Source organism: Sandaracinobacter sp., from assembly GCF_041909755.1.
Classification (GTDB): Bacteria; Pseudomonadota; Alphaproteobacteria; order Sphingomonadales; family Sphingomonadaceae; genus Sandaracinobacteroides.
Map to the genome: position 1 here is coordinate 1 of NZ_JAYRCW010000059.1, position 16599 is coordinate 16599.

Annotated in this window: 16 protein-coding genes and 1 pseudogene; 15 read left to right on the forward strand and 2 right to left on the reverse strand. The window is 62.9% G+C overall.

What is annotated here, in order from left to right; all coding sequences use genetic code 11:
* The 13 genes and pseudogenes from ACE3O8_RS09065 to ACE3O8_RS09125 form a co-directional block, all read left to right on the forward strand.
* Positions 1-525, forward strand: a pseudogene (locus ACE3O8_RS09065) (tryptophan--tRNA ligase); the annotation flags it as partial.
* 34 nt (positions 526-559) lie between these two features.
* Positions 560-1444 (forward strand): P1 family peptidase, encoded by an 885-nt coding sequence (locus ACE3O8_RS09070; protein WP_374388967.1) that lies wholly within the window; start codon positions 560-562, stop codon positions 1442-1444.
* Positions 1441-1899, forward strand: coding sequence for a hypothetical protein (locus ACE3O8_RS09075; protein WP_374388969.1), 459 nt, complete (start codon positions 1441-1443; stop codon positions 1897-1899). The genes ACE3O8_RS09070 and ACE3O8_RS09075 overlap by 4 nt, the downstream gene beginning before the upstream one ends.
* Entirely contained in the window at positions 1889-2662 is a 774-nt protein-coding gene (locus tag ACE3O8_RS09080; protein ID WP_374388996.1) for an enoyl-CoA hydratase, read from the forward strand. The genes ACE3O8_RS09075 and ACE3O8_RS09080 overlap by 11 nt, the downstream gene beginning before the upstream one ends.
* 118 nt (positions 2663-2780) lie before the next feature.
* A complete protein-coding gene (locus ACE3O8_RS09085; RefSeq protein WP_374388971.1) occupies positions 2781-3689 on the forward strand; it encodes a hypothetical protein in 909 nt (302 codons plus the stop codon).
* Positions 3690-3707: 18 nt separating this feature from the next.
* A complete protein-coding gene (locus tag ACE3O8_RS09090) occupies positions 3708-4280 on the forward strand; it encodes a methyltransferase domain-containing protein (RefSeq protein ID WP_374388973.1) in 573 nt (190 codons plus the stop codon).
* 3 nt (positions 4281-4283) lie between these two features.
* Positions 4284-5543: a flippase gene (locus ACE3O8_RS09095; RefSeq protein WP_374388975.1), complete on the forward strand. Its 1260-nt coding sequence runs from the start codon at positions 4284-4286 to the stop codon at positions 5541-5543.
* Positions 5540-6673, forward strand: a complete 1134-nt coding sequence (locus ACE3O8_RS09100; protein ID WP_374388977.1) for a glycosyltransferase family 2 protein — start codon at positions 5540-5542, stop codon at positions 6671-6673. The genes ACE3O8_RS09095 and ACE3O8_RS09100 overlap by 4 nt, the downstream gene beginning before the upstream one ends.
* Entirely contained in the window at positions 6670-7548 is an 879-nt protein-coding gene (locus tag ACE3O8_RS09105) for a dTDP-4-dehydrorhamnose reductase family protein (RefSeq protein ID WP_374388979.1), read from the forward strand. The genes ACE3O8_RS09100 and ACE3O8_RS09105 overlap by 4 nt, the downstream gene beginning before the upstream one ends.
* Positions 7549-7559: 11 nt before the next feature.
* A complete protein-coding gene (locus ACE3O8_RS09110) occupies positions 7560-8600 on the forward strand; it encodes a polysaccharide biosynthesis protein (RefSeq protein WP_374388981.1) in 1041 nt (346 codons plus the stop codon).
* A 17-nt stretch (positions 8601-8617) separates the two neighbouring features.
* Positions 8618-9706 carry an EpsG family protein gene (locus tag ACE3O8_RS09115; protein ID WP_374388983.1) on the forward strand — a complete coding sequence of 363 codons (1089 nt, stop codon included), beginning with the start codon at positions 8618-8620 and terminating at the stop codon, positions 9704-9706.
* A gap of 31 nt (positions 9707-9737) precedes the next feature.
* Positions 9738-10532: a glycosyltransferase family 2 protein gene (locus tag ACE3O8_RS09120; protein WP_374388985.1), complete on the forward strand. Its 795-nt coding sequence runs from the start codon at positions 9738-9740 to the stop codon at positions 10530-10532.
* A 70-nt stretch (positions 10533-10602) separates the two neighbouring features.
* Positions 10603-11706, forward strand: a complete 1104-nt coding sequence (locus ACE3O8_RS09125) for a DUF1972 domain-containing protein (protein ID WP_374388987.1) — start codon at positions 10603-10605, stop codon at positions 11704-11706.
* Between the two features lies 1 nt (position 11707).
* Here ACE3O8_RS09125 and aceB read toward each other — a convergent pair whose 3' ends face one another.
* Both aceB and ACE3O8_RS09135 read right to left on the reverse strand, forming a co-directional pair.
* Positions 11708-13285 (reverse strand): malate synthase A, encoded by a 1578-nt coding sequence (gene aceB / locus ACE3O8_RS09130; protein WP_374388988.1) that lies wholly within the window; start codon positions 13283-13285, stop codon positions 11708-11710.
* Entirely contained in the window at positions 13285-14721 is a 1437-nt protein-coding gene (locus ACE3O8_RS09135) for a short-chain fatty acyl-CoA regulator family protein (protein WP_374388990.1), read from the reverse strand. The genes aceB and ACE3O8_RS09135 overlap by 1 nt, the downstream gene beginning before the upstream one ends.
* Before the next feature lie 298 nt (positions 14722-15019).
* Between ACE3O8_RS09135 and proC the strand changes: the two genes are divergently transcribed.
* Together proC and ACE3O8_RS09145 are read left to right on the forward strand one after the other, a co-directional pair.
* On the forward strand, positions 15020-15916 hold the full coding sequence (proC, locus tag ACE3O8_RS09140) for a pyrroline-5-carboxylate reductase (protein ID WP_374388992.1): 897 nt from the start codon (positions 15020-15022) through the stop codon (positions 15914-15916).
* Positions 15913-16578 (forward strand): hypothetical protein, encoded by a 666-nt coding sequence (locus ACE3O8_RS09145; protein ID WP_374388994.1) that lies wholly within the window; start codon positions 15913-15915, stop codon positions 16576-16578. Before proC ends, ACE3O8_RS09145 begins: the two co-directional genes overlap by 4 nt.
* The last annotated feature ends 21 nt before the right edge of the window (positions 16579-16599 follow it).

Sequence of the window (16599 nt, forward strand, 5' to 3'; positions counted from 1 at the left end):
GACACGGCGACGAAGTTCAACAACGACTTCGGCGTCGAGCTGTTTCCGCTGCCGGAGCCCATCATGCCGCCCGAGGCGCTGCGGGTGAAATCCCTGCGCGATGGAACGGCGAAGATGTCCAAATCCGATCCTTCCGACCAGAGCCGCATCAACCTGGTGGATGGCGCAGACGAGATCCGGAACAAGGTGAAGCGCGCCAAGACCGACCCGGAGCCGCTGCCTTCGGACGTGAAGGGGCTGGAAGGGCGGCTGGAAGCGCGCAATCTGGTGGAAATCTATGCCACGCTGTCCGGCCGGACGATGGCCGCGGTGCTGGAAGAGTTCGGCGGGCAGGGCTTCGGCCAGTTCAAGCCGGCGCTCGCCGATCTGCTGGTGGACAAGCTCGCCCCCATGAACGACCGTTATCGCGAGCTGCTGGCGGACCCGGCCGCGATCGACCGGGCCCTGGAAGAAGGCGCCGAAGCGGCGCGGCTGGTCGCGCGGGAGACGATGCGCGAAGTCAGGGACGCAGTCGGCTTCCTGTGACAGCCCCGGGAATCTGCGGCCTGGAAAAGGGCTGATGCTGCCGGGTCTTCGCATCGGCCATGCCCATTGCGCGCAGTCGCGCACGGGCGTGACCGTGCTGGTGCCTGACAGCCCCGTGGTGATGGGCGTTGACGTGCGCGGGGGCGGGCCCGGCACGCGCGAAACCGACGCGCTGGAGCCGACCACGCTCGTCGAGCGCGTCCATGGCCTTGTGCTGGCGGGCGGCTCCGTCTTCGGGCTGGAGGCGGCATCCGAACTGGCGCTGCTGATGGCGCGGGACGGCATCGGCCTGCCCGTGACGGCAGAGGTGGCGGTGCCGGTGATCCCGTCAGCCATCCTGTTCGATCTGGCGAATGGCGGAGACAAGGGCTGGGCGCGTGCCGGGGGCGGAGATTCGCCCTATCGCCGGCTCGCGCGAGACGCGTATGCGGCGGCCGCGACCGGGGATGCAGAAGGCCCTGTCGGGGCGGCGTTCGGCGCGCGCCCCGGCAGCCGGGCGGGCGGGATCGGCCTGGCACGCGCCGACCTGGATGGCGGCGGGCAGGTGGCGGCGCTGGTGGCGGTGAACTGCTTCGGGGAGGTGGAGGCGGGGGAGCCGCCGCTGACAGGCCCCGTGCCGATGCCGAAGCTGGCGGGCAGGGCGGTCTACGGCGAGGGGCACACCTGCATCGGGGCGATCGTGACCGACCGGCCGTTGACGCGCCCGGCCGCGAAACGGGTGGCGATGATGGCCCATGATGGTCTTGCCCGCGTGATCCGGCCCATCCACACCCCCTTCGATGGCGATGTTCTGTTCGCCATGAGCCTGTCCGCCGAAAGCCCGGCGCGGGTCGAGCCCCTGCTGCTGGCGGAGCTGGGCACCCGCGCTGCCGATTGCGTGGCGCGGGCAGTGCGCCGCGCGGTGGGGCTGCCGGGATGATCTATGATGACGCGAGCTGGCATTCCGGCGGCGACTTTCCCGTCGATCTTCCGCCCGAAGCCGGGGGCACGCACATCGGGCTGTTCCTGGCCTGGATGCTGCTGAACGGGCAGGGCGGCGAACGGCACGCCGGGGAGTTTGGCGGACTGACGCAGCGCGCGCAGACACCCGGCGAATGGTTCATGGCGGCTTGCGACGGAAAGCTGATGTCGGAAGACCTGTCCGTGGCGGGCAATGCGTTCGCGACGGCCTATTACCTGTATGACGAGGATGGGCATGAGGATGGCGATCCATCCTATCTGCCTGACTATGCCAAGAGTTTTGCCGACGCCCCGAATGCGTACAGCGTGCCGGACACATGGGCGAGCTATGACAGGCTGGCCCCTCTGTTGGCGGCGCGCTTCGCGATGTGGCAGGGCAGGATCAGACATGAAGGACAAGACAATGGCCTATGAAACGCTGCTGGTGGACCGGAAGGGCGCCGTCACCCTGGTGACGCTGAACCGTCCACAAGCGCTGAACGCGCTGAACAGCCAGGTGCTGGCTGACCTGCTGGCGGTGTTCGCAGCCTTTGACGCAGACGATACCCAGCGCTGCGCCGTGCTGACGGGCAGCGAGAAGGCCTTTGCCGCAGGGGCAGACATCAAGGAAATGGCGCCGCAGGGCGTTGGCGACATGTTCGGCAGCAATTTCTTCGCTGGCTATGACCTGTTCACCCGCACGCGCAAGCCGGTGATCGCAGCGGTTTCGGGCTATGCGCTGGGCGGCGGATGCGAACTGGCGATGATGTGCGACTTCATCATCGCGGGCGACACCGCGAAGTTCGGCCAGCCCGAAATCAAGCTGGGCGTGACGCCGGGCATGGGCGGCTCGCAGCGGCTGGCCCGCGCGGTGGGCAAGGCGAAGGCGATGGAAATGTGCCTGACAGGGCGCATGATGGATGCCGCCGAAGCGGAAAGCGCGGGGCTGGTCGCCCGGGTGGTGCCGGCCGCCGACCTGCTGACGGAAGCGCTGAAGACCGCCGAGGCGATCGCTGCGATGCCGCCGCTGGCCGCAATCGCCGTGAAGGAGCAGGTGAACGTGGCCTTCGAAACCACGCTGCAGCAGGGCGTGCTGTTCGAACGCCGCCTGTTCCACGGCCTGTTCGGCACCGAGGACCAGAAGGAAGGCATGGCGGCGTTCGTGGAAAAGCGGCCTGGGAAATGGGTGGGGCGCTAGGCCGGCGCCAGCTGCTTGCCAGATTGACCCCCCTGGGCTATCGCCGGGCGACCATCGAGAAACATTCCTCGCAATCCAATCAGTCCATTCTGCCATCTGGGACAACAAGGCGCGCCACATGAACTGGATGACATGGACTCTGAATGTTTGCCTGAAATATCGACTGATTTTTATTTCCGTTTTTGTTTCTTCTGTTGCCCTTGGCATCGCGTATCTTCATTTTTCGACTTACAAGTACACTGCTGAGCTAAGGGTTACGGCAGTCTATTCGTCTCAGCAATTGCCGTCCGGTATTGGCGGCATTGCCTCGCTTGCCGGGATCAGCCTACCGGGGGACAAGCAGGTCACGCCGATCGCGCTCTATTCAGAGGCCCTGCGCAGTCGCGATATCGCAGACGCGGTCGTGGCCGATAAGCGCTTGATGCAGCACATATTTGCCCGGAATTGGGATGCCGAGGCCAACGAATGGCGTCAGAATGCCGGCCCGTTCGATGCCGTCGTGAACGGCGCGAAACGTTTGCTGGGTGTTCCGGTCCAGGCGTGGCACGCCCCGGATTCGGCTGACGTGCAGCGGCATCTGCAGAAGAATATGGCGATCATCGAATCCCAGAAGACGAATGTGACGACAATTGCCGTCAACGATCCTGATCCGGAAATGGCCAAGCGACTTCTGTCAGTCCTCAACAGTGCGGCGGACAATTACCTCAGGAAGCGCGAGCTCAGGAGATCGACGGAATATGTGGCCTACCTTGAGCGGAAACTGACAGAGGTGGAGATTGCCGAATATCGGCAGTCGCTCGTGCAGGCCCTGTCCAGTCAGGAGCGGATGCGGATGATGGCGAGTTCGTCTGTGCCGTTTGCGGCTGAGCCGATGGGTCGCATCATCGCGTCCGTCCGGCCTACCACTCCGAAGCCGGTGTTCGTGATCCTGGCGTCGGTGGTTCTTGGTCTGCTGCTGGCTGTCCTAGCCTGCCTGTCTGCGCAACTTGTCCGGAATATCCGGAACGATGCTGCACACGCGGTATAGTGGGGCGGACCTTTGGAAATGCTGGGCTGCAAGCTGTGTAGTGGACCTGTTGTGCCAACCCTGGAAGGGCCGCCCGACAAGGAATCTGCGATAGCGGTTCAGCTCCTCTATCGGCGCTGCCGGAAATGTGGCCTGACCTTCTCGGATCCTGTGGAGTCTGATCTGATTCCGACATTCTATTCCGCTTACACCGCGCATGTTGAGGACGTGCCTGAAACGCTCCGGCAATTGAAAGCGCAGCGGCGGCCGGGCGGAATGATCTATCTGCGAACGCCAAACGGCGTATCGCTGTTGTCGGGTGCATTCGGACGGAACTGGCGCGGATGGGAAACGCCGAGGCATCTGAACATTCTGACGAAGGCGGCCCTGACCCTTGCGGCTGAGGCATCGGATATGGATATCCGCATGATCGGCACGTCGAACGACATGCGTGCCGAGATGTTCGTTGGCAGCATGGCGAACCTGATTCCCTGGCAGCTGCCCCGGCGTGCAGCCGTTCTGCTTGTCCATGTGCCGATGGCGTGGGCCCTGCAGTTCGGGCGCGCAATCCGGCCGGACAGCGGCGAGGAGTTCGTTGCAGTGCTGGGCTGACACATGTGGAAAGGCGCACATCTTCGCCATAGCCTGCTGAATCTGGGTGGCGCGGCGATTCCCATCCTGATTGGGCTGCCCTGTCTTGGCGTGCTGGCTCGCACGCTTGGGCCGGGGTCACTTTCGGTTTTTCTGCTCATCCTCGCCCTGGTTGGCTATGCCGGGGTCCTCGACATGGGGATTTCCCGCGCTGTCGTGGCCTTGGTAGCAGAGCGGGCAGATGACCGGGAAGCCAGGCTGCGGGTGCTCAGCACGGCATTGCTGACGGTTTCGGCTGTGGGCGTCGCCGTCAGCCTGCTGTTGCTGGTGGCGGCTGGCCCGCTGGTAACCGGCGTTCTGGGTCTGGATGGTCCGGACGCGCTGGATGCCATTGCAGGCTTCAGGCTGACGGCCCTGACCATCCTGCCTTTGCTGATTTTCCTGTGTGCCCAGGGATATCTTGATGGCACCCAGCAGTTTGCCGAAGCCAATCTGCAAAGGGCCATATCGGGATCCCTTCCGATTTTGACGGCAACGGTTGCAGCTGTGATTTCAGTATCGGTTGCGGGAACGATGGCGGGATTTCTGGTTGGCCGGCTCATTTCTCTTGCGGTTGTAATGATCAGGCGGGATTTCTGGCGACTACTATCGATACGCATGCTCGACCGGGAGACGTTGCACCGTCTTGTGGGCTTCGGGAGCTGGGTTACCGTATCGGGGATCGTGAGCCCTGTGATGGGGTATCTGGACCGGTTCATCCTTGCGGCGGCGCGCGGATCCGCAGTCGTCAGCTTTTATGCTGCGCCTGCAGAGGCCGTTTTCCGCCTGCTTGTGATCCCCACGGCGATCACGCGCAGCCTGTTTCCGAAGTTGTCCCAGCCGGCCGATCACGCTGCCCGCCGGGACGTCATTCGGCAGACCTACGTGATGCTGCTCGTTGCCTCGCTGCCGGCAGTCGCAATCGGATTGATCTGGGCGCCGCAGATACTGGATCTGTGGCTTGGCCCGGATTTCCGGCAGGGGTCCACGACCGTTCTGCGCATTCTGATGGTTGGCTTCCTGGCCGGTGGGCTTGCGCAGATCCCGCTGACGCGCCTTCTGGCCGCGTCCCGGCCCGATACGGTCGCGATCCTGCATCTGTGTCAGCTGCTTCCGTTTCTGGCGATTGCCTACCAGTTGGGGCTGGTCTATGGCGCTGCGGGCGCCGCGGCGGCCTGGAGCCTGCGCAATATCATCGACCTTGCGCTTCTGAGTTTTTTCGCCCGTAGGCAGGCCCCCTTATGAGATTCCCGCTTTCGATCATCATTCCGACCCGGAATCGACCTCAGCAATGCGCCGCTACGGTGAATGCAGTGCTGAAGTTTGACCATGATTTTGAACTGGTGGTGTTCGAAAGCAGCGAAGACTTCTCCACCGAAGCCTATCCTTTACACGATCCGCGGGTGCGGATCGTGCAGGGAGACAGCAGTTTCAACATGACGCAATGCTTCGAAGCCGCTGTTCTGGAAGCGCGGCGGGATTTTGTGTGCATGATTGGCGACGATGATGGCGTAACGCCCAGTCTGTTTCAATGGGTCAGCCGGGCTGCGCGCGATAACTATACCTCGATCACAAATCGAGTTGACAGATATGTCATGTATAATTGGCCGGATGTGAAATCGATATATTTCGGCGACAGAGATTCTGGCCGGCTTCAGCTTTTGATCGGAACGAATGGAGCTTCTGATGCCGACCTCGTTGGCGAGAGAAAGAAGTTTCTTCGAAATGCCGGCCAAGGGTGCGGGACGCTGCCTCGTGTCTATCATGGAATCGTATCCCGGTTTGTTCTTGAAGAAATGCGGAGCCGGTTTGGGCAGTGCTTTGACGGTGTAAGCCCGGACGTGTCCTTTTCCTACTTTGCTTCGATGGTTTCGAAGCGCCATGCCGTGGTGGACAACCCGCTCACGATTTCGGGCCAGTCAGCCGGCAGCAATGCCGGGCGAAGCGCCATGCATCAGCACAAGGGCGATCTGTGGTCCGACCCGCACATGCAGCGATATCGCGGTACGAACTGGCCGGCAGAGATTCCGGCCTTCTTCAGCGTCGAAACGGTCTGGGGGCAGGCAACGCTCAGTGCAATTGCAAATGCCCATCCGGCTGATCTGAAGGATTTCCCCTTCAACTGGTACTATGCGCTTCTTCTGGTAAAGCACCCAGACCGGTGGCGGGAAACGATGGGTGCAGTCCGGCAGAATGGGGCGGCAACCACCTCTGGTCTTGCCCTGCAGCTTGCCCGGGTGGTGTTCGGCCAGGCGATGCAGCTTGGTGGCAGGATCGGCCGAAGGATAAGGCCGCCAGCCGGTGTGATCAGTGCCGACGCAGCAGACATCGCAACGGCAAGCCAGATCGTTGCGCGATATCTGGAGGACGCATGACCGTCATCATAGTCGGCGCAAACGGCATGCTGGGATTCGCCCTGCACAGAGTGCTGTCTGACAAGGGGATTGACACCCTGGGGACGGTGCGGGGGCCGGTGCCGACGCATCCATGGAGCTCAGGGCTTCGCTATGCCGCTGGCATCGATATCGCGAAGTCGGATGGCTTGCTGGATCTCGTTCGGGCAACCGGAGCGCGGACGGTCATCAACGCGGCCGGCGTTATCAAGCAGGTTCCCGGCGTTGCAGACCTGGATCTTCTGTATCGGATCAATTCCGTGTTTCCGAGGCGTCTGCAGATGCAGCTGGCTGAACTCGGGGTCCGGCTGATCCATTTCAGTACGGATTGCGTGTTTTCCGGTCTGCAAGGCAACTATTCAGAAGCCGACATCCCCGACGCCGGGGATGCCTATGGCCAGTCCAAATTCCTTGGCGAGCCTGACGGGGCCAACAGCCTTGTGCTGCGGACATCGATCATAGGGATGGGGATGCAGCCCAACGGGTCACTCGTGGATTGGTTTCTTGGACAGACCGGTTCGACGAAAGGCTATTCAAAGGCTGTATTCTCGGGTTTTCCGGTCAATGCTGTCGGCCAGTTCATTTCCGATCACATCCTTGATCAACACGACCTTTCCGGCCTCTGGCACTATTCCGCTTCCGCGATCGACAAATTCAGCCTGCTGAAGCTGGTTCAAGGCGCCTGGAAGAGACATGACATCAGCATCGAAGCGGATGCTTCGGTCATCATCGACAGATCCCTTGATTCGTCTAGGCTGCGATCGCGCATCGGATGGGAGCCGGCTTCATGGCCAGACATGATCGAAAACATGCATGCGTTCTACGCCAGATTGGGTGAACGCCAGTCAGCAAGCTGAAAGCGAGATTCATGACACTTCTACTGAATAACAAGCGCTTGCTCATTACGGGTGGAACGGGTTCGTTTGGAAATGCGGTCCTGCAACGATTTCTGTCGTCTGACATCGGTGAAGTGCTGATATTCTCCAGAGACGAAAAAAAGCAGGACGATATGCGTCTGGCATTTGGGTCGGACAAGCTGAAATTTATCATTGGGGATGTCAGGGACTTCGACTCTATTCGAAGGGCTTTGGCTGGCGTGGATTTCGTGTTTCATGCGGCGGCGCTCAAGCAGGTTCCTGCGTGTGAATTTTACCCGGAGCAGGCCATTCAGACCAATGTTCTGGGCGCGCGAAATCTCATCAACGCCGCACGGGAGCAGAATGTGGCGCGCGCCATCCTGCTTTCCACCGACAAGGCAGTCTATCCGATCAATGCGATGGGGATGACCAAGGCGTTGATGGAAAAGCTTGTTCAGGCCAATGCGCGTCAGTCGGTCAGGGGCGGGGAGGGCAGCACATTCTGCCTGACGCGCTATGGCAATGTCATGGCCTCCCGCGGGTCGGTCATCCCGCTGTTTGTGGAGCAGATTCTGGCTGGAAAGCCTCTCACGATCACCGACCCGGGCATGACGCGGTTTCTGATGAGCCTGGAGGATTCCGTTGAACTGGTCCTTCATGCCTTCGAGCATGGCGAAAATGGCGACCTCTTTGTTCAGAAGGCGCCCGCTTCGACGGTGGCAACCCTGGCCCGGGCCATCATGGAACTGCTGGGCCGGGAAGTTCCCGTGAACATCATCGGCACCCGCCATGGCGAGAAAATCTATGAAGTCCTGGTATCCCGGGAGGAAATGGCGAAAGCGACCGACATGGGCAGATACTTCCGTGTTCCCGCAGACACCAGGTCATTGAATTATCACCAATATCTTGTGAGCGGTAGCCCCGAAACCACGGTCGCCGAGGAGTATTCCAGCCACAATACACAGCGGCTTGACGTCGAAGGCACCAAGGCCTTGCTGATGAGCATCGGCTTCATGCAGGACGCAGTGCAACGCGGCGTCGCGCAGGCCTGAAGATTGCGTCAGCAGGCGTGTATGTCGGTCAGATCATCCTGCTTCTCATGCTGGCGTCCCTGCTGGCCGGGGCTTCGTTCGCAATCGTTGCCGCATTCAGGATAGAGCCCGAAGGCAGAGCGGTCTGGACGGCGGGGGCGACGGGTGCTGTCATCGCTGCCGTCGTCCTGCTTCTGGTTTCGACCCGCAGTCTGTCGTTTGGTGTCGATACAAGGGCCTATGCCGCGCTCTTCGAAGCCTGGTGCGCGGGACAGGAACTTCCGGATCAGGGACCAAGCTATGATGCGGCGATCTATCTCCTCAATTTCGGTATGCTTGGCGCCTGCACGCCGGTGCTGTTGCCGCTGTCCTGGGCGGTCCTTGTCCTGGGTCTGATCTTGCTGGCGCCGGAAAAGCGGGCGCACAAGGCCGCCTTTCTGGGTCTTCTGCTGTTTTCTCTCGTCGGGTTCGAACTGCTGACGAACGCCATGAGGCAGAGCCTGTCTGTTGGTGCCGCACTGATTGCCGTCGCGCTCTATTCCCGGACAAAGGCAGGTTCGGCGCTGGCAGCCGCGGTGGCCGCCCTGCTGCACAACAGCGCAGCTCTTGTGCTGGCCGCCGCCTGGGGTGCAACGTTTCGCTGGCACTGGTTCCTGCTGGGATTCCTGGCCGTCACACTCGTCATCGTAGTGTCGCTCGTGACCGGCAACGCGCTGATCCTGCTGGAGCCTCTGCTCTACGAAATCGAGAAATACCTTGGCCATGAATCGGATGAGATCTGGATCAGGCTGCTGGCCGCGTCATGCGTTCTGGTCGCGCTTGGCGCACCCCTGCTGGCCGCATCGGGCAAGCAGGGGCTGCAAGCGATCTGGACGCATCCGAATTATCAGGTGGCCCTGCGTCTGGCGTTCACCTGCATTCCGTTCCTCGCCATTCCCTGGTTCGGCTATCGCTACATCTATGGCGTGTATCCGATCGTGCTCTGGCTCAGCCTTCTGGTCGGAGCAGATGTTCAGCCGAGGTCATTTGGCTGGCAGTTCGGCTGGACATGGGCCGGCAACGCCCTGATCCTGGTGGGGTGGAGCCAAGGTGCCTCCTACATGCGGTTGATCCCCTTCTATGCATGATCGGAAATCGAAGCCAGCAGGGATATCGGTTGTGATTCCCGCCTTTGGTCGAGAAGAGCAATTGCTTCGTGCAATCAATTCAGTGAAAACCTGTCGACCGAAAGACGTCGAGATACTGGTTGTGGATGATCTGTCCCCCCGGCCACTTGCAAGCTTCCTTCCGGACAGGAACAGGCATGGCGTTCAGGTGAGATCATTTCGACTGCATCGAAATTCCGGGCCAATGTCGGCGCGAAATCTGGGTATCCGGCGGGCAGGGTTCAGTCATCTGGCCTTTCTGGATTCGGATGACTGGTTTTTCGAGCAGAAGATCGACCTCCTGTTGGCCCAGATCGATGATGGGGGATTCGATATCTTGTTCCACGCCATCGAAAGGATGCCGCGCGAAGCACGGATCGGAATGGTCTGGAGCGAGAAGATTCAATGGCTTGTGCCCTTCCACATGCTCATTGCATTCATGAATCCCGTACCCACGCCGGCGCTTGCGATCCGGCGTCGGCTCTGCCTGGGCGTGCCGGGCATGCGCCATTCAGAGGATTGGGGCTTCCTGATGCACTATGCCAAACCCGGAATGGACGTCCGGTACCTTCCCGATGTGCTCGCGGGCGTCGATCGCAGCCAGGGCGCTGCCGGTGGCCTGTCAGAAGCGGTCTGGCGGATGCGCAAAGGAGAGTTTCGGGCTCGCAGGGTATGGCTGCGGAGCCTGCGGACATCCTCACCGGTTCGCTGGTTCGTCGGCACCTGCGCAGGGCTTGCACGCGTCGCCTCAGATTTGCTGAGGGGGCGGTATGGGCCTGTTTCAAGGATTGCCGTGAAGCGGCACTGATGTGCCAGACATCTGATTCCCGCATTCTCGCCCATCCAACTTTGAACCGAATATTCTGGAACGGAACAACATGGCAGACGTGGCAATCATCAGCGTTCGCGGAATTCCCAACCGTTACGGTGGCTTCGAACGACTGGTCGAGGTTCTGGCGCCGCATCTGGTCTCTACCGGCCGCCGGGTGACGGTGTTTTGCGAGGCAGACGCGCCCGACATCCGGAACGATCAATGGCGTGGGGTGGAACGGCATTTCATCCGGAGGCGGCTGCCCGGGCCGGTGGGCACGATCGCCTATGATGTCGAAAGCATGATCAAGGTGAAGCCCGGCTCAGTCGCGCTGGTGTTCGGGTATGGAACGGCCATCCTTCACGGCGCTCTGCTCTCGGGGCGCGGAATTCCGCATTGCGTCAATATGGACGGCATCGAATGGATGCGGGCAAAGTGGAGCCCTGCCGCCAGAAAATGGCTGAAAATCAATGAACTGAAGGCTGCCAAATATGGCGATGTGCTGATCTCCGACCATCCGGAGATCGCAAATTCCCTGCAGCAGAGATTCGGCGTTCCTTCGGAAATGGTCGCCTACGGCGTCGACATCAAGACGGATGCGGGGACGTCCGATGCCCGCCACCCCATTCTGGACGCGTTTGCCGGTCGGCCATTTCACCTGATCATCGCCCGGCCGGAACCGGAAAATCAGATTCGCCTGTTGCTGGAGGGGTGGCGGGCGTCCGGTGGGGGAACCCCCGTCATCATTGTCGGGAACTTTGAGTCCACGGACTATGGCCGGCAATTGATGTCTGATTTTTCGGAAGCCCATTTTGCGGGGCCGATCTATGATGCTGCGGTTCTGGATGCCCTGCGGGCGCGCGCATCCTGCTATCTTCACGGACACAGTGTCGGCGGCACGAACCCCTCGCTGATCGAGGCGATGGCCGCAGGTGCTCTTGTCGTGGCCCACGACAATGTCTTCAACCGTTGGGTTCTGGGCGATGGTGGCCTGTTCTTTGAAGACGCTGAACAGCTTGGGGCGCTCATGAGGGGGCTTCCGGCAGCGGCGGAACGCGAAGGCATGATCGCCAATGCGCACGCACGCTGCCGGGAAGACTTCATGTGGCCACAGATCCTCGAGCGCTATACGGATATCGTCGAGCGGCTTGAGGCGCGCCTCCCGGCCTGATTCAACCCGCCAAGAACTTGCGGTAGCAGGGCGTCGTCAGGAAGTCGGGCAGGTCCCTTGCCATCACCAGATCCGAAAGAATGGTGGCGGCTTCCCGGTATTTCCCCGCCTCGTAGAAATTGTCCCCCACCATATCCTTCCAGACCTTCAGCTGGGCCTTGATCTCGTCGTTGATGAGGGCGCCCGTCACCTTCGTGCCGTCGTCCAGGCTGACGCCGTGGTGGCGCCATTGCCACAGCTGGGCGCGGCTGATCTCGGCGGTGGCGGCGTCCTCCATCATGTTGTGCAGCGGCACCGCGCCCTGGCCGCGCAGCCAGGCAGCGATATAGCCGATGGCGACGTTCACGTTCATCGCAAGGCCGGCGGCCGATTTCGGGCCTTCGCTGGGCGTGGTGAGGTCATCAGCCGAGGCCGTGCCTTCCGGCATCTTGGAAAGCTGGTTGGCCGCCGGCATCAGCCGGTCGAATACCTCCATCGCAACCGCGACAAGGCCGGGGTGCGCAACCCAGGTGCCGTCGTGGCCCAGCGTCGCTTCCCGTTCCTTGTCTGCCTTCACGGCGGCGAAGGCGGCCTGGTTCTTCGCCTCGTCGTCCTTCACCGGAATGAAGGCGGACATGCCGCCCATCGCGTGCGCGCCGCGCCGGTGGCAGGTGCGCACCACATGGGCGGCATATTTCGCCATGAACGGCACCGTCATGTTCACCGCCGCGCGATCCGGCAGGATCTTCGTGGTATCGTGGCTCAGGCTCTTGATATAGCTGAAGATATAGTCCCAGCGGCCGCAGTTCAGCGCGACGATATGGTCCCGCAGTTCATAGAGGATCTCGTCTGCCATGAATGCGCCGGGCAGGGTTTCGATCAGCACCGTGGATTTGATGGTGCCCAGAGGCAGCCCCAGGATGGATTGCGCCGTCACGAAGATGTTGTTCCACAGCCGGGCTTCCAGATAATGTTCCATCTTCGGCAGGTAGAAATAGGGGCCTGAGCCCTTTGCCCGCAGCGCGCGGGCATTGTGGAAGAAATAGAGCGCGAAATCGAAGATCGCGCCCGACACTTCCTCGCCGTCGACCTCCAGATGCGCCTCTGGCAGGTGCCAGCCGCGCGGGCGGCAGATCAGCACGGCGGTCTTGTCGTTCAGACGATAGGTCTTGCCCTTGTCCTCCAGGCTGATCGTGCCGGCGGCCGCATCCCGCAGGTTGATCTGCCCGTCGACGACATTGTCCCAGGTGGGGGAGGTGGCGTCTTCCAGGCAGGCCATGAAGCATTTGGCCCCGGAATTCAGGGCGTTGATCACCATCTTGCGGTCGCAGGGGCCGGTGATTTCCACCCGCCTGTCCTGCAGGTCGGCGGGCGTACCGGCGATCTTCCAGTCTCCGTCGCGCACGGACGAGGTTTCGGGTGCGAAATCCAGCGCGTTGCCTTCGGCCCACCAGCGGCGGCGATCCGCGCGGGCGCGCAGCAGGGACTGGCGCGTGGGCTCGTACATGCGATGCAGCTGCGCGATGAAGACGAGCGCCTGTTCCGTCAGGATGCTGTCATAGCCGGGCTTCAGTTCGCCCTTGATCTCGATGCCGCTCATCATGCTCGCATGTCTCCTGTGTTGGTCGGGGTGAAGCCATAGGGGGCGAGCCCCCGGCCTTGCTGATCGATATGAAGGGTGGCGCCCATCGGCGGCGCAGATCGCTGGCGGCAATCCTGCCGGGCGCAGGCGGTGCAGCCATGGCCGATCGGAACGGCGGGATGCCCGGAAAGATCGACGCCGCCCGCATAGACAAGGCCGCGCGCATGATCGAGCGCACAGGCCAGCGCAATTGCAAAGCGGGGGCGTTCAGCCCCCCAGGGCGTGATCTGCGGCCGCACGGTGCGGGCGATGGTGAACAGCCGCTCGCCGCCCTCCACCTCGGCCACCTGGGCGAGAATCCGTCCGGGCTGCTCGAACGCCTCGTGAAGGATCCACAGGGGGCACTGGCCGCCCCGGGTCGCGAACGGCAGCCGGCCGGCGGCGAAGCGTTTCGAAATCTGGCCGGCGCGATCCGTGCGCAACAGCATGAAGGGGATGCCCCGCATCCCGGGTCGCTGAAGCGTGGTCAGCCGGTGGGCGACCTGCTCGAATCCGGCGGAAAAGCGCGCCTGCAGCAGCTCCATGTCGTAGCCGAGCGATTCAGCGGCGGCGTGGAACCGGCCGTAGGGCATCATCAGAGCCGCCGCCCAATAGCCCGCGAGATTTGCCGCCAGCAGTTGCCGGGCGACCGGGCCAGCAGGCGCCAGCAGATCGGCCGCGGACTCCAGTTCGGCTTCGATTTCCGCCTTCGCCTCCAGCTGGGCGAGCTGGACACACAGCTGGAAGGTGCGCGATGCCCCGTCCAGCACCTCCGACAGCAGGATCTGCCGGTTGTGATGATCGTGGCGGCGCAGCCGGTCAGGCATGACATCCCAGGGCAGAACCCGCACCTTCAGGCCGTGCCGCGCCGCGAGCCGTTCATGGACGGCGGCATCCAGCGGCTGGCCAGACAGGCGCAGCTCGTCGGCCAGCGCCTCCGCCCCGGAATCGAGGTCGGCGAAGTGGTTTCCGCGGTCCAGCAAATGGGATCGCACCAGCTCGAGCGGGGAGGGGGCGGCCTCTCGCGCCATGTCGTTTGCACCGGTTTCGCCGGTTCCTGCATGTGCGAGTCGCAGCAGGGCGTTGGCGATATCCGGAAATTGTTCCGTGAACTCGCGGACGTCAGAGCGGCCGGGCTGAATTCCGGCCCTTTGCAGGGCATCGGCGACGTCGGCTGCTCTGCGATCCGTGTCAGCCGCCGTGAACAGGCGCACATCGATATCATAGGCATCGGCAAGCTTCAGCAGCACGGCGGCTGTCAGCGGACGCTGGTTGTGTTCGAGCAGGTTGAGATAGGAAACCGAAAGGCCCAGATCCGCCGCCATCCGGCTTTGGGTGAGGCCCAGCCCGGTGCGCAGGCGACGGACGCGGGCCCCCGCAAACAATTTCCGATCCGGCAGGTCCGGGGCTGTCAAAATATTCACTGTTTCACCGATCTTTCGGTCAATGATTGACAGGATTTCCGGGCATGCGCCCTCCACTCGCGCGCCTCCCTGACCGAACGGCCCGGCCGGGTCAAGGCGGGCGCCCGGATTCTGGCCCGATCTTGTGAAACTCTGGTGAAATGCAAATGCGGCGGGCTGCGGGCGCCCATTCGCCGGGCCTGCGCATCCTGCGATATCGGCCGACAAGCGCCGCCTGAAGATTCTCCTTTCCGGCCAATCGTTAACGGCTCGTCTTGCCCATGCCACCTTCCGTCACTAGGAATGTGGAATGTTTCATTTCGAGCCAGATCCGGTTCCACCCCTGCTGTCGCGATTGTGGCTGGTGGGATGCGGCGCGATGGGTGGGGCGCTGCTGACGCGCTGGATCGAATTCGGCCTTGCGCCGGCCGCCGTCACCGTGATTGACCCGAAGCCAGGCGGGCTTCCGGCCGGTTTTGCAGGCGCCCTGGTGAAGGACGCCGGCGCGGCGCTTGCGCTGTCAGGCCCGCCCACGATGCTGGTGCTTGGCATCAAGCCGCAGATGCTGGCGGATATCGGCCCTTCAATCGCCGCCCACAGCGGGGAGGCGCCGGTGCTTTCGATGCTGGCCGGTGTCCGGATCAGCACGTTGCAGGATGTGTTTGCGAACGCATCCATTGTCCGGATGATGCCGAACACGCCGGCCAGAATCGGCAAGGGCATGACAGCGCTGTTCACGGAGAATGCCAGAGCCGATGCCCGGGCGGCCGTCGAGTGGATGGCGGACGCAGCTGGTCGCCTGATCTGGCTGGATGCCGAAGAGCAGTTCGATGCGGTGACAGGGCTTTCCGGGTCCGGCCCGGCCTATCTGTTCCGCTTCATCGAGGCGATGGCCGACGCCGGGGAGGCGGTGGGCCTGCCGTCGGCGATGGCGCGGACACTCGCGCTTGAAACCGTCGTCGGAGCCGCGGCGCTTGCCGCGCAATCCGATCTTCCGCCCTCGCGGCTCAGGGAGCAGGTGACCAGCCCGAACGGCACGACGGCGGCCGGGCTCCAGCGGCTGGACGGAGACGGGCTGCTGAGCAGCCTGATGCGTTCGACCGTTCGGGCCGCCACGGAGCGATCACGCCAGCTGGCCGCCGCGGCGGAAGGCGAACAGACGCGCGGCGGGATTGCATCGCCGCCGCCGCAGGGGCTGCTGCTGTGACACCGGATCCGGCTTCCCTGCGGGATGCCTGGCTTGCGGAAATCGCGGATCGCGGCTGGCGGCGGGCGACCGGTGATGGCGCGGCAGAGCGGGCGGGCATCGAGCCGGGCGAACTGACGCGGCGCCTTGGGGACCGCCTGGATGCGGTTGCGGCGTTCCAGGCTCATGTCGCCGAATCTGCCCTGGCCGGTGCGCGGGGAACGGAAGGCTCTGTGCGGGACCGGCTGTTCGATGGCCTGATGCAGGGATTTGACGCCCTGCAGGACCGCCGGGCCGCAGCGCTCGCCATCTGGGCGAGCCGGGATCCCGCCGTACTGATGCTGATTGGCGGCAACGGCGCCTTTCATGTGCGCAGGCTGGCGCAGGCCGCGGGCATCGATGTGGGCGGCGTGCGCGGTCGGCTGCGCCTTGCCGTGCTGGCCGGCCTCTGCGTTCAGGCCTTCAGGGCATGGGCGAAGGATGAAAGCCCGGACATGGCCGCGACGATGGCGGAACTCGATCGGCTGCTCGAACGGGCCGAAACTGCGGAACGGAACGGGCCCAGCCCGGACCTGCTGGGTCTGCCGGGCCTGACCTCTCTTCTCAACCGGCTGCCGCTGCCCCGCCTGCGCGGGAGCGGCGATCAAGCTCTTCCACCATCGCCCGGTCCTCCGGCGGAATAAGGCCGGCCAGCACGGCCCAGA